Raw genomic sequence first — 14,253 nt, 5'->3', positions numbered from 1 at the left:
AAAAGTCTGCCAAGGAAAACCCATGACAACACGCCGTCATCTTTTGACAAGTGGCCTTGCTGCTCTTGCCACACCCGCCCTGATATCTGTCTCCCACGCCGCGAATGGCCCAAAGGGTTGGACGCTCGCTGATGAGCATAAGCCGCGGTTGGTAAAGGTAAAAAAGGAGCTTGCCGCGGGTCAGATCCATGTCGTGACCGGCAGCCATTACCTCTATTTTACGCTCGGCGATGGGAAGGCCGTGCGCTATGGAGTCGCTGTTGGATCCGAGGGGCGCAACTTCAAAGGCAGCGCCACGATCCGGCGCAAGGTCGAATGGCCCAGTTGGACGCCTACCGCCAACATGATCGCGCGTGAACCTGCAAAATACGCTCGTTTCGCGGGGGGCATGGCTGGCGGTCCCGGTAATCCGCTCGGTGCCCGTGCCCTTTATCTCTATCGTGGGGGCCGCGATACCTATTACCGGATCCACGGCACTCCGCAGCCTTGGACAATTGGACGTTCAGTCTCTTCGGGATGTATCCGCATGGTGAATGAGCACGTGACGCAGCTTTATCAGCGTATTCCCATCGGCACCAAAGTTACCGTATACTAAATACTGATACAGAATGATTTCGTGCCTCCGGCGGGGATATTTCTGAACACATAATGGCGGTAGGTTTGCCGTTTAATTGCTTCGTTGCGGCAGCTGCGTCCCGGTCCAAAGGACCCGGCGCAGCTGTCGGGCCCAACGCTTTAGGATGCATCTTTGATGCAGTCAAAAAGGGGCGGGAGTTCCCCTCCGGTTGATTTCAGTGAACCACGGCATCGTCCGGGGCGGGTCTGTTGGAACTTGCGATCCGGTCGCCGATCAGTAGACCGTCGGGACCGGCACTGACCTGTAGCGTGTCGCCGTTCCCGACATCGCCAGCCAGCAGCATTTCGGCCAGCGTGTTCTGTAGGCTTCGTTGGATCACCCGCTTCAGGGGTCGGGCCCCAAAGACAGGGTCATAGCCTTCGTCGGCAAGCCAGGTCTGCGCCTCCTCATCCAGATCCAGCGTGATCCCCCGTGTCGCCAAGCGCTTGGTCAACCGCGCCAGTTGGATATCCACGATCCCGTCCATATCCCCGCGGGACAGCCGGTCAAAGATAATCGTTTCGTCCAATCGGTTCAGGAATTCGGGGCGGAAATGGGTGCGCACGGCATCCATCACATCGCGCTTGGCATCGCTTGCATCCGAGCCATCGGGCAACTGGCTCAAGGCCTGCGCGCCGAGATTCGAGGTGAGAATGATCAGCGTTTGCTTGAAATCCACTGTCCGGCCCTGCCCATCGGTGAGCATCCCGTCATCCAGCACCTGCAGCAGCACGTTGAAGACATCTGGATGCGCTTTCTCCACCTCATCAAACAGCACGACCTGGTAGGGTCTGCGTCGCACAGCCTCGGTCAACACGCCGCCTTCATCATAGCCGACATAGCCCGGCGGCGCGCCGATTAGTCGCGATACCGCGTGTTTCTCCATAAACTCCGACATGTCGATCCGCACCATCGCGCTGTCATCATCGAACAAGAACGCGGCCAGGGCCTTTGTCAGCTCGGTCTTGCCCACACCTGTGGGCCCGAGAAACAGGAACGACCCCAGGGGCCGGTTCTCATCATTCAACCCGGCCCGCGCGCGGCGCACGGCGTTTGACACGGCGTTTACGGCGGAGTGCTGCCCGATCACCCGGCGGCCGATCTCTTCTTCCATGCGCAGCAATTTATCGCGCTCGCCTTCCAGCATCTTCGAGGTCGGAATTCCCGTCCAGCGTTCCACCACTTCGGCAATTTGCTCGGGCCGCACGGCTTCTTCGACCATGCGGGTATCTTGCCCGTCCTCGGCTTCGGCGAGCTGTTTTTCGAGGCCGGGAATGATGCCGTAGGACAGCTCCCCGGCGCGGGCGAGGTTGCCTTGCCGCTTGGCACCGTCCAATTCTGCCCGGGCTTTATCCAGGTGTTCTTTGAGATCGCGCGCAATATCCAGACTGTCGCGGTCTGCTTGCCATTGCGCCGTCATCTCGGCTGAGCGTTCTTGCAAATCGCCCAATTCCCGTTCCAGCTTGTCCAGCCGATCAGCGCTCGCCTGGTCATCTTCCATCCGCAGGGCCTCGGCCTCGATCTGTTTTTGCAGGATCTCACGGTCGAGCGCGTCCAGCTCCTCGGGTTTGCTGTCCACCTCCATGCGCAGCCGGCTTGAGGCTTCGTCCATCAGGTCAATCGCCTTGTCTGGCAGGAACCGGTCGGTGATGTAGCGGTGGCTAAGCGTTGCGGCGGCCACAAGCGCGCTGTCGCTGATCCGCACGCCATGGTGCAACTCGTACTTTTCCTTGATGCCCCGAAGGATGCTGACCGTATCCTCGACCGTGGGCTCTTCGACGATCACGGGTTGGAACCGGCGGGCGAGGGCCGCGTCTTTCTCCACATGTTTGCGGTATTCATCCAGGGTCGTGGCGCCGACGCAATGCAATTCCCCCCGCGCCAGGGCGGGTTTCAGCAGGTTGGAGGCATCCATGGCCCCGTCAGCCTTCCCGGCGCCGACCAATGTGTGCATCTCGTCAATGAACAGGATAATCTCACCGGCGGCGGATGTCACTTCAGAGAGGATCGATTTCAACCGCTCTTCAAACTCACCGCGATATTTCGCACCGGCGATCAGCGCACCCATATCCAACGCCATCAACTGCTTGTTGCGCAAGCTCTCGGGCACGTCGCCATTGACGATCCGCAGGGCGAGGCCTTCGGCAATCGCCGTTTTACCCACACCGGGCTCACCGATCAGAACGGGGTTGTTCTTGGTCCGGCGGCTCAGCACCTGCATCGTGCGCCGGATCTCATCGTCGCGGCCAATGATGGGGTCGATCTTGCCGTCCCGCGCGGCCTCGGTCAGATCCCGGGCATAACGTTTGAGCGCGTCATAGCCCTGTTCGGCATTGGCGCTGTCTGCGGTGCGTCCTTTGCGAACATCATTGATCGCTTCGTTCAGCTTCTGCGCAGTCACAGCACCGGCTTCCAAAGCGGTCTTGGCGCCGGAGCGAACAACGGCCAGCGCGGTCAGGATCCGCTCGACAGGGATGAAACTGTCCCCGGCCTTCTGGGCAATTTTTTCAGCCTCGGACAGCACCTTAACGGTCTGGCCATCCATATAAAGCTGCCCCGCACCGCCAGAGACCTGGGGTTGCTTGGCCATCGCGCCCTCCAATGCCTCGACCACGCGTTCAGGGGCACCGCCTGCGGCCTTGATCAGGTTGGTGGCCAACCCTTCATCATCATCCATCAGGGCTTTGAGCAGATGTTCGGGCACTAGGCGCTGGTGATCGTCGCGCATCGCTATCGTCTGGGCCGCCTGCAGAAATCCGCGCGACCGCTCCGTGAACTTTTCCATGTCCATCGGGTCTCTCCTTCATGTTCAGCATCTCACCGGGCACCCGCATTCGCAGCCTACCCCTTGGACCTGATCCCTACATGGGCAAGCGGGGCGCTGATCACAAGATGTCACACCGTTTTCACGATCAACCACATGGGCGTGACACGGTGATGTAACGCCCGGCGGCCAGTGCCCATTTGGCATTCAATACCGCGGAGAGCGGTGTGAGCCAGAAGGGATCGGACGATGAAGGTTCTTCATACGAAAGTGGCGCAAGCCTATTGGGAGCGGGATTTCGGACGGGTCGAAGCGCGTGTACATCTGTTGGTTCAAGAGTATCCGGGCGCGCGGCCAAGCGGCAAAAGCCTGATGGTCAGCGTTCCGGCCAAGGCACCGCTGGCCGAAGGCAGCCTGCGGGACAGGTTGCACCAGGAGGCGCACCAGATGGCCCAGCTGTTTCACCGTGCTGAGGAGGGCTACCGCGCAGCGATATCAGATCAATCTCCCGTGCGGTTCGATCCGGTGGCGGCGTCGGGTTGATCGGCGGGCTTCGCCCTTTCCAGATTGAGTAGTGCGGCAAGATCGGGGTCGCAAATATGCAGTTGGTCCCCGGCCGATATGGTTTGATCTCTTGTCAACAGCGGCTCGACTGTCCAACGCCATTTCCGGGTCACATCGGTGCAACCCGGGATGTTGTAATGCGCGGGTGATATACCGATGCCGCAGGGGGTTATGGCGCCATCAACTCCCCTGATCCGACCGTGTGCGCGGGTGTATTGTGTGCCGTGATGGGGAAAATCTGGCACGACAATGACGCGACCGGTGGACAGGTGAAAGACATCCTTAACAATTAACAGGACATACCAGATTTCGGTTTCTGACGCGTTTTTCATATTGGTTTCCAAGCTCATCGGCCCAGGTTGCGCAGGGCGGCGCACCTTGACAAGGGCGGTCTCCGGAGGTTTTCAGCGAACAGCCGACAAAGGATCCTGCCCATGACCCCATCCGATAAACTGATCGTGGCACTGGATGTGCCCAACGCTTTGGCGGGCTTGGATATGTCGCAAAAGATCGGCCCCGCGGTCAGTTTCTATAAGATCGGGTTGGGGATGCTAACCGGTGGCGGGCTGGCCTTGGCCAATGAGCTGAAACAGGAACACGGCAAACGCATTTTCCTGGATATGAAGCTGTTCGATATCGGTAACACGGTTGAGGCCGCAACCCGCGGGTTGGCCGAGTTTGAATTGGATCTGCTGACTGTCCACGGTGACCCCCATGTGGTGCGCGCCGCGGTAGAGGGGCGCGGCGGGTCCGGCATGAAAATCCTGGCGGTGACGATCCTGACCTCCCTGGATCGTGGCGATCTGGATGCCAGCATGATCTGTGACGGCGCGCTGCCTGATCTGGTGATCGAACGGTCCGTGCGCGCGTTCGAGGCCGGGGCGGATGGTGTCATCGCCTCGGCGCAGGAAGCAGCGTTTGTCCGGGCGCTACCTGAGGCCGAGGGCAAGCTGATCGTGACGCCGGGTATTCGCCCGGCGGGCAGCGCATCGGGCGATCAAAAGCGCATCACGACGCCGCAAGAGGCGATCAGCAATGGCGCGGACCACATCGTTGTCGGTCGACCGGTCTGTCAGGCTCCGGATCCCCGTGGTGCGGCGCAGGCCATTCTTGCGACGCTTTGATCCGGGCATTTGTCCCGCCGCGTCGGTCATGATGGCCGCGTCAAAGGGTGGCCAAAAATTGGGTCAGCCGGGATTGAAGGGATGGGATTGCCTGCGGATGGTTGAGGAACTCGGCGACGGGCATCAGACGCATAGCCTGGCCTTCGTCGCCTAACACCATCATTGCGACCTCGGCCTCGGTCAGCCATCCGCCAAAGAACCATCCCCGCGGCGGGCCGGGCAAAAGAGCCCTATATTGCGACTTATAGATTAGCCGGTCCTGCGGCAGATCCAGGCCGACCTCTCCCAATGTCTCGCGCAGCACTGTCTCTTCGGGTGTTTCCGCTCCTTCGCGGCCACCGCCGGGCAAATCCCACATATTGGCGAAGGGCAGGCCCGGCTTGTCATCCCGCAATAGGCTGATCACGCCGTCGCCGCACAGCAATGCCACCTTGGCCCCTTGGAACGCAGTTGTATCGGCGGCTTCGTCCATCACGTCACCCTTCATGCGAAGGCGAGGCCAAACGCGGCCTCGCCATTGGCAATCGGTCTATCCCAGTGAGATCGGCGATGCCTCAGTTATCGTTGATGTCATGCTCGAACGTCTGAACACTGCCGGTTTTCAGACCAAACACCTTGCGCAGCACGATCCAACTGGCCAGCGACATGATCGCGAAAAAGGCCAACAGCGCAGGCAAAGAGGCGGACATCCCGATCGCGCTAGTGACCACCAGGACCATCCCTGTCAGCGCGGCCCCGGTTGCGAACCCCAGCAACACATAGCCGGGGATCAGCATTTCCAGGATGCCAAAGAGCAACGCCCCGGCCATCCAGACCCACCAGGTGTTCCAGAGCGTCTCCATTAACGGGCTCCCTTCAACATCTTGAACGCGTCGCCAAAGGCTTCCAACGCATTGGCAGGCAGAACGATGGTCTGCGTGCCGTCGCCACCGCCAAGGGTATTCAACGCCTCGACCTGCTTCAGGGCAACCTGATATTGCGCGGCCTCCAACCCGTTCTGGCGAATAGCCTCGGCCACAACGCCGGTGGCATAGGCTTCGGCATCGGCTTCGATCCGGCGCGCTTTGGCCGTTTGCTCAGCCGCATAGAGCTCCGCATCTGCGGCCAGTTCCACCGCCCGCTTGGTGCCTTCGGCTTCCATCACCGTGGCCCGACGGGCGCGTTCGGCATTCAGCTGTTGCATCATGGCGTCGCGCGTGGCCTGGTCCAGGTTGACGTCCAGGATTTCGGCCCGCGTGACCTCGATCCCCCAGTCATCCACCGCATCCTCGACCAGCGACTTGATCTGCGCAATCAGTTGGGCGCGGTTCGACTGCACCTCATCCAGTTCCATCTTGCCGATCTCGGCCCGGACAATACCCGTTACCGTCGTGGAAATTGCACCATCGACGTCGCGGATCCGATAGACCGTCTTCTCTGGCTCCAGGATCCGGTAGAACACGCTCGTTTCAACCTGTACCAATACGTTGTCACTGGTGATGGCGTCCTGGCTGGCATTGGGCAACTGTCGCTCCAGTATAGAGATCCTGTGCGCAACCTTATCCAGAAACGGAATGATCAGGTTGATGCCAGGCCCAAGTACGGAACGCAGACGCCCAAACCGTTCGACAACGTATTTCTCAGACTGGGGAACGATCCGAACCCCAAGGAAAATACAGGTGATGATGAAAATCGCGATCAGCAAGATAACGATCTGGCCGCCCGAAAGTATGAATGGCAGGTCTAAGTCCATGAAGTCCTTCCTTTATAATCGTCGTGTCACGCCCCCCGGGGCTGCACCCAACGGGATGTGTCACAGCTCACATATAGGAATGGTTGACCATTATTTGACTCCGCAACGGCGAAATTTGGCCCAATGGCGGCGTGTCAAGGCAGATTTCTTGACATAACGCAAAGGAATCATGCCGGACGCGACGTGCCCATCGTGACAGGTTGGGCCGTTGGCCGATAAGCTCCCGCCACCACATGTCCGATCATGTCCGCCGTTGCACCGCTGAGGGTCCAGCCTAGATGGCCATGACCGGTATTGTAAAAGACCTGCGGGTGCCGCCCGCGCCCAACCTTTGGCATCATCGAGGGCATCATGGGGCGCAAACCTGCCCATGGTGTCACATCCTGGGTTGAGACATCAGGGAACATGGTTTCGGACCAGCGCACCAGTGGCGCGATGCGATCCGCACGGATGTCCCGGTTTTCGCCGTTGAATTCTGCCGTGCCAGCGATGCGCAACCGGTCTGGACCCAGGCGGCTTGTCACGATCTTGGCCTCATCATCGAGCAGCGACACCCATGGCGCGGCCCCTTGACTGGTCTGATCATTGAGGTTGACGGTGATCGAATATCCCTTGACCGGATAAATGTTCACATGGTCTCCAAGGGCCCGCGCCATCCAGCGGCTGGCCACCCCGGCGCAAACGACGATGCCGTCAAAGGCCTGATCATTGACATGGACCTGGTCACCGCCGCGGCGCAGATCCGTGATCTCGTGCCCCAACCGTAGAACCACGCCCTGGCGCTCCAGCCACCGCGCCACGCCGACAGTAAATTTGTGGATGTCGCCCGTCATATCGCTTTCCGTCCAAAAACCGCCGACAAACGGACCGGTCAGGGCGGCGTCGCGGGCCCGCACCTCGTCGCCCGTCAATTCCTGCCGGTGCAGCCCGGCCTCTGCCAAAAGGCCGGTCACCTTGCGCGCATGATGGAGCGCGCCAACCTCGCGATAGACATGCAGGATGCCGCGCTTTTCCAGATCGAAATCCACACCGGCCCTGTCTGCCATCTCTGACAGAAAGGGGCGGGCCGCGATGGCCAGACGGGCGCTTTTGATCGTGTTGCGGCGATAGTTCGGGATATTGCCCAGAAACTGCGCCATCCAGCTGACCTTGTGCCAGGAGGGGCGCGGGTTGACTAGCAACGGTGCCTCCGCCTGCAACATCCATTTCAAACCTTTCAGCACGGTGCCAAGGGTTGTCCACACCTCGGCATTGCTGGCGCTGAGTTGGCCACCATTGGCAAAGCTGGTCTCCATGGCCGGGTATCGCTGCCGGTCATAGACCGTCACGTCAAACCCGCGTTGATGCAGATGAAAGGCCGTGGTGACACCGGTAATCCCGGCACCAAGAACAGCGATATGGGGCATTTTGACAGTCTCCTTGGGGCGCAGACAGGCCGCGCGCAGCGAACCTCCCTAACCCCCTCCGTCACTGGCCTGAGAGATTCACCTGATACGCGTTTCGCATCCGGCTTGCTCCTGCGGCGGGCCTTTCAGCCACTCTTCGGAGTGTGAACGCCAGACCGGTCCGGTTGCCTGAGAGTTTTCGGGGCGATTGCTCCTTCGGCGGCGGGTTTTCCCGCACTCTCCCGGTCTGTCGTGTACACTTGGATACATGACATGAAGCGCCTGTTTTCTCAAATCAAATCCATTCAACATGTTTATGAGATGCGCGTGATTTTGCTGGTGCAGCATTGCGATATGTCAAAGCTGCAATCGTTGCCTGACGCGGCGCGCCATGGTTTGGTCAATTCAACAAAATGCGACGGGGGAAAGCTGAATGGGCCGCATCACGCATGTCTGTTTGTCGGATGTTCATGCGGGGGCGGCTGCCAGCCTGGCGACCCGTGTTGATGATGCATTGGCGGTGCATCCCGCAGCGCCCAGCCCGACCTCTGCCGCCTTTGGCACCGCGATGCAGGATCTGCTCACGCGGCACAATCAGGATCAGTTCGGGGCGCCCTATGCCGGGGCCCACAAACCCATGGCGATCCTGATGGGGGATTTGCTGGACCTTGCCTTTTGCAACCGGGCCGACGCGGCGGTGAGCTATTGCAGCTGGTTCAGTGCCATCACCGGCGGCGGCAATGATTGGTTCGCCGATGACGCAGTGATGCTGCCGGGCAACCACGACCATTCCCTATGGACAGCCGCCCGGTTCGCGGATGAGGCGCGCGCGGCCGAAACGGGCCAGGTCGAGGGTTTGCTTGCGGCCACCAAGGCAGCGCAACCCGCCTTGGCTGATGGATTGCGCGGGTCTGCCACGGCTTCCGGCATCCTTGCCCCCATGATCACCGCCCTGAACCGGCGCTGCGGTCTGCCGGGCACGGTCACCATCAACTATCCGAACTTCGCGCTTGTGTCAGACGATCACGCCCGCGCCGTTGTCTTTCATCACGGTCATTTCGTCGATGCGACCTACACGATGATGAGCCGCCTCGTGGATGTGCTAACCGGAAAGCGCCGCCGCCATTCTGCGCAAGCCCTGGCCGATGAAAACGCCAATTGGATCGATTTTGGCTGGTCCAGCTTTGGCGAGGCCTCTGATCTGTGCAAAATTGTTAACGATCTTTACACCGGGGCCGAGAATGGCGCCGAGGCGCGCCAACTCCGCGACCGCGCCGCCAAGCTGATCGAGCGTGCCATCGTTGCCAAGCTGCCCATGGGCGGCGATACGACCCTGCAAACCTGGATAGAACGCGGCGTGCTCGCGGGGCTCGACACCACGCTGGGGGCTTGGTCCGACAGTGAACGATATTCGAAAACCCTATATTTGTCCCCCGACGGGCTGACCGGCCTCACGACCTATCTGGACGGCGCGGTCAAACCTCAACTGGTCGAGGAATTGGGTGCGGTCCCCCCCGACCTCACCTTTATCTTCGGTCACACCCACAAACCGTTCGTTGATCAGGTGTTGACCGCCGCTGGCCAATCCATCTCCGTCGCCAATACCGGCGGGTGGTATCTGGACAATACCCGGCTTGATAGTCGCGACGGGGCCGCCATGGTCCTGATTGACGAGGATCTGAATGCCGTCTCCATCCGCTATTTCGGGGTGCCGACCAACGACATCCCGACCCGGGTCAGCGTCGATCTGGTGTCGAGGCCTTCCCCCTCGGCCACCGCGTTTCATGACCAGATCAGCGGCTATGTGCAGGACGGGCTGGCCGTATGGGACGCACTGTCCGAGACCGCAGCAGACGCCTACCGCCTCCGCCAAACGATGATGTTCGCGCAACTTGACGCCATGGATGCCGAAGCTGGCCAGACCGGAGCGATCCTATGACCCAGATCCGCCTGTCTCAGCCCCTGGCCAAAGCTGCCGATCATTACGATGTTATCGTCGTCGGGTCTGGTTACGGTGCCGCAATCTCTGCCTCCCGCCTGGCGCGCGCTGGCCGCGATGTCGCAGTCTTGGAACGCGGGCGCGAGATCCGTCCGGGCGATTACCCCCGTGCCATGGGCGACATTCTGGAGGAGGCGCAGGTCACCATCCAGAACTCGGGCGAGACGCTCGGCCGCAAGGATGGCCTGTTCGATGTCCGTCTGAACGGCGACATGAATGTGCTGGTCGGTTGCGGCCTGGGCGGCACGTCCCTGATCAACGCCAATGTCTCGCTCGAATTTGACACGCGGCTAATGGACTATTTCGGCTGGCCCAAGCTTTATCGCGACAATCCCGACATGCTGGCCCCCTATTTTGACCGGGCGCGCAAGGGGCTTGGCGCCACCCCCTATCCCGATGAGTACCAAGACCTGCCCAAGCTGGACGCGTTGCGCCAATCCGCCCGCGCCATGCAGCAACCGGTCTATAACCCCCCCATTAACGTTACGTTCAAAGACGGCGCCAACGCTTTTGGGTTCGACCAAAGCGCCTGCACCCTGTGCGGCGATTGTTGCACTGGCTGCAATTACGCCGCCAAGAACACGACGCTGATGAATTACCTGCCCGATGCCGTGGCCTGGGGCGCGCAGATCTTTACGGGGGCTGAGGTCAGCCATCTGTCGAAAGCCACCCATTGGCAGGTCCATATTACGGGTTGCGATACGCCCATCACCGCCGAACATGTGATCCTTGGAGCAGGGACATTGGGGTCGACTGAGATCCTGTTGCGCAGCGCCCAAAAGACCGACCTGAAATTCTCGGGCCAATTGGGCAAACGCTTCTCGGGCAACGGCGATGTGCTGGCCTTTGGTTACAACGCCAATGTTCAGGCCGAGGCCAACGATGCCGACAAACGCACGCCGCTTTATGGGGTAGGGGCAGGAGCCCACGCGCCCGACGGCCCTGAATATCAGCCCGGCCCGGTGATCGCCGGTGTCATCGACATGCGCCCCAAGGATCGCCCAGTGACCGAAGGTCTGGTGATCGAAGACGGCATTCTTCCTGGCCCGCTCCAGGCCGCGTGGTCCGCGATCTTTTTCCTGAACGAGGCTGTGGCGGGCAACATGTCCCGCTACGGTGATTTCGCGATGCGCCTGCAGGATGCCGCGGATATCGGCGCCGCCGTTCAGACTGACCCGACCCATCTGACCGAATGGTCCTATAAGGGCCCGATTTCGCGTACCCAGACCTACCTGGTGATGAGCCATGACACCAGCAGCGGCACAATTACGTTAGATCACGGGACGGGTCGCGCCGGGGTCACCTGGCCCCATGTCGGACGCGAGCCAACCTATGCGCGCGACAACAATATCCTGCAACAGGCTGCCGACGGGATCTGGGCTGAATTCATGCCAAACCCGATCTGGACCGACCCGTTCGGGGATAAGCTGATCACCGTCCATCCCATCGGTGGCTGCGTCATGGGCGACGGCCCCGAACAGGGCGTGGTCAACGCGTTTGGTCAGGTTTTTGCCCCAGCAGGGGACCATCGCGATGCCGATGGCCAACCGGTCCATGACGGGCTCATGGTTTGCGATGGTGCCACGATCCCCGGCGCGCTGGGCGTCAATCCGTTGCTCACGATCTCTGCCTTGACCGAACATGCGATGGACAAGCTGGCCCACCGGCAGGGATGGCGCATCGACCATGACAGCCTTAAACCGCTGCCTGCCGCGACCCAGATCGCCGAAGACGCCGCCGCACCGGCCCTGCCGGACCAGACGACTGCCGAAATGCTGGCCGGGGTCATCACAATCCTCGCCACGATCAAGCATGACATTGATACCGGTGATTTTGGTGCCGCCCGGGACGCTGTGATTGCCGCCTATGACACCGTCCTGGCACCTGAAGATGACCTGAAACACATCCTCAGCGATGCTATCCTTGCCCTTTTGCTCACCGACGGCAAGCTCAAGCATAATGTCGGGCCGGTGATTGCCGAGTTCATGCCAATCCTGACGGATCTGGAACGGGCCATCACGGCCAAGAATTACGGGCAAGCCCTCAAGGTGCTACGCGACGCGATGGGCGATTTCTCCCCCGGTCTGGCGTTTTCCGAGACGATGCGCGGTCACATCTCGCCCAGCGGTCTCGACCGTGCGCACCCGATCAGCGATGCCCATGCCGTGGCCGCCCGCGATGGCGCGGCTTTGGGCGATGACCACGCAATCACCGGCCATTTCCATATCGCTACGGATTCACTGGATGCGATGCTGGCGGATGAAACCCATCCCGCGATCCTGAGCGGCACGATCGAATGCGATTACCTGAAAGGCCCGTTCACCATCCAAGACGGTGCCACATTCGAGCTGTTCAAACCGAACGATGGCAAGGTCGAATGCTGGAATATGATCTATGCCGGGCAGATCTCATCCGGTTTCTTTGGCCACAGCTATTACTTTCACGGTCAGAAGACCCTGCAAAAACGCCACGGCAGCACGTGGTGGGGCGATGTCACCACCCTGGCCGTTGATATCCACGATGGTGACAGCCGCGCGGCGCCTGTCGTGGCGCGCGGAATGATGACCCTTGGCCTGCAGGACCTGGCCAAGCAGGGCTCGACCCTGGTGGAAGAGTTCGATGCCCCCGATGAAACCACGCTTGGTCTGAAACTCGGGTGGAGCTGGTTCCGCGATCATCTGGCTGACAAGCTGGAAGACCCCGAAATGCGCGCCGATCTGATGAAGCTGATGCTGGTCAAGGCGGCACATGCTGGCCACCCCGCGCTCGCCAACCTGATCCGGCAAAGCTATGTCGCGCGGTTCGGCGCGCTTTTCGCCAACCTGATTTTCCGCAGCTATGGCGGCATCCTGTCCTATTTGCAGGACTATCCCGGCGCCGACGATGCCAAGCGCACGGAATACCTCAAAACTCACCCTTTGACGCGCAAACACCCCGCGCCCAAGCCTGAACACCACATCCCACGCCCAGAGGCTGGCGTCGATCTGGCGCTGACCCGCTACAATGGCGGAAGCAAGGGCCCGGTGATCCTCGCCCCCGGTTTTGGCGTCACGGCCGCGTCCTATGTCATGGACACAACGGATGTGAACCTGACGGAATACCTGTGCGCCCAAGGCTATGACGTCTGGCTTTTTGACTATCGCGGCAGCCCTGTATTGAAAGCTACCCAACAGCCATTCACCATCGATAACGTCGCGCAAAAGGATTGGCCCACAGCGATCAGGATGGTGCGCGAGGCAACCGGCCACGATGTCCAGATCATCGCCCATTGCGTGGGTTCCATGTCGCTGCTGATGTCACTGCTGAAGGGTGTGACAGGCGTGCGGTCGGTGATCTCGTCCCAGACCTCGCTCCACCCCGTTACCTCCTGGCTCAACTACGCCAAGGCCGACATGCACCTGGCCAGCGTCCTGAAAGACGGCGCACCCAAAAGCATGGATGGCATGATCGACCGGCTGGGCCTGGATCCCGCCACAGCCGAACTGCTGAAAAACGGCCTGCCCACGGTCAGCATGACCACCACCGATGACCCGGCCGACCCCAATTACAAGCGCGACAAGGCCATCGACGCGTTCCTCTTCAACATCCCGTTCCCGGGGGAAATGCCGTGCCTCAATCCCGTCTGTCACCGCGTTTTCGGTGTGTTTGGCGCCAGCTACGTCCATGATCAACTGAACGAGGCCACCCATAACGCCCTCCGACAGGTGTTTGGGGAGGTCTCTTCGACCCCGTTTCTGCAACTCGCTACCATCATGCGTGCGGGCCGCGCCGTCGATGTCACCGGCGCCGATACCTACATGACCACACCCGAAAAGATCCGCGTGCCTATCGATTTTATCGCGGGTTCCCGCAACCAGATCTTCTACCCCGAAACCACCCTGCGCACGCTCCATTGGCTGCAAAAGACCCACCCAGAGGCGCCAAAGGATATGTTCTCCCGCTATGTTTTCCGCAATTATGGCCATATGGACCTGTTCGTCGGGCGCAATAGCCACACCGACATCTTCCCCTACCTATTGGAGCGACTGGAAAAACGGCGACAACCCGGATAGTTTGCGCGCGCACTGGC

At 60.6% G+C, this 14,253-nt stretch carries 10 protein-coding genes and 1 riboswitch; of the genes, 5 read left to right on the top strand and 5 right to left on the bottom strand.

The genetic code is table 11. From position 1 onward, the window contains the following. Positions 1-22 precede the first annotated feature (22 nt). Positions 23-595 carry a L,D-transpeptidase gene (locus tag IU397_RS15340; protein ID WP_204415404.1) on the top strand — a complete coding sequence of 191 codons (573 nt, stop codon included), beginning with the start codon at positions 23-25 and terminating at the stop codon, positions 593-595. A gap of 196 nt (positions 596-791) precedes the next feature. Here IU397_RS15340 and clpB read toward each other — a convergent pair whose 3' ends face one another. After that, positions 792-3,407 carry an ATP-dependent chaperone ClpB gene (gene clpB / locus IU397_RS15335; protein WP_204415402.1) on the bottom strand — a complete coding sequence of 872 codons (2,616 nt, stop codon included), beginning with the start codon at positions 3,405-3,407 and terminating at the stop codon, positions 792-794. Between the two features lie 222 nt (positions 3,408-3,629). On the opposite strand from clpB, the gene IU397_RS15330 reads away from it, so the two are divergent. Next, positions 3,630-3,923 (top strand): hypothetical protein, encoded by a 294-nt coding sequence (locus IU397_RS15330; protein WP_204415401.1) that lies wholly within the window; start codon positions 3,630-3,632, stop codon positions 3,921-3,923. A 455-nt stretch (positions 3,924-4,378) separates the two neighbouring features. Beyond that, positions 4,379-5,068: an orotidine-5'-phosphate decarboxylase gene (gene pyrF, locus IU397_RS15325; protein WP_204415399.1), complete on the top strand. Its 690-nt coding sequence runs from the start codon at positions 4,379-4,381 to the stop codon at positions 5,066-5,068. A gap of 40 nt (positions 5,069-5,108) precedes the next feature. Here pyrF and IU397_RS15320 read toward each other — a convergent pair whose 3' ends face one another. The 4 genes from IU397_RS15320 to IU397_RS15305 form a co-directional block, all read right to left on the bottom strand. Beyond that, positions 5,109-5,540, bottom strand: coding sequence for an NUDIX hydrolase (locus tag IU397_RS15320; RefSeq protein WP_204415397.1), 432 nt, complete (start codon positions 5,538-5,540; stop codon positions 5,109-5,111). 82 nt (positions 5,541-5,622) lie between these two features. Continuing rightward, positions 5,623-5,910 carry an NfeD family protein gene (locus IU397_RS15315; RefSeq protein WP_204415395.1) on the bottom strand — a complete coding sequence of 96 codons (288 nt, stop codon included), beginning with the start codon at positions 5,908-5,910 and terminating at the stop codon, positions 5,623-5,625. After that, entirely contained in the window at positions 5,910-6,800 is an 891-nt protein-coding gene (locus IU397_RS15310; protein ID WP_204415393.1) for an SPFH domain-containing protein, read from the bottom strand. The genes IU397_RS15315 and IU397_RS15310 overlap by 1 nt, the downstream gene beginning before the upstream one ends. A 167-nt stretch (positions 6,801-6,967) precedes the next feature. Beyond that, a complete protein-coding gene (locus IU397_RS15305; RefSeq protein WP_204415391.1) occupies positions 6,968-8,206 on the bottom strand; it encodes a D-amino acid dehydrogenase in 1,239 nt (412 codons plus the stop codon). Positions 8,207-8,352: 146 nt separating this feature from the next. Then, positions 8,353-8,440: riboswitch (glycine riboswitch) on the bottom strand. A 178-nt stretch (positions 8,441-8,618) separates the two neighbouring features. Here IU397_RS15305 and IU397_RS15300 point away from each other — a divergent pair. Together IU397_RS15300 and IU397_RS15295 are read left to right on the top strand one after the other, a co-directional pair. After that, positions 8,619-10,124: a hypothetical protein gene (locus tag IU397_RS15300; RefSeq protein ID WP_204415389.1), complete on the top strand. Its 1,506-nt coding sequence runs from the start codon at positions 8,619-8,621 to the stop codon at positions 10,122-10,124. Further along, a complete protein-coding gene (locus tag IU397_RS15295; protein ID WP_204415387.1) occupies positions 10,121-14,236 on the top strand; it encodes a GMC family oxidoreductase N-terminal domain-containing protein in 4,116 nt (1,371 codons plus the stop codon). Before IU397_RS15300 ends, IU397_RS15295 begins: the two co-directional genes overlap by 4 nt. Positions 14,237-14,253: the final 17 nt, after the last annotated feature.

The sequence above is a fragment of the Actibacterium sp. 188UL27-1 genome (assembly GCF_016901225.1).
Classification (GTDB): domain Bacteria; phylum Pseudomonadota; class Alphaproteobacteria; order Rhodobacterales; family Rhodobacteraceae; genus 188UL27-1.
This window is presented reverse-complemented; position numbering and strand designations above follow the sequence as displayed.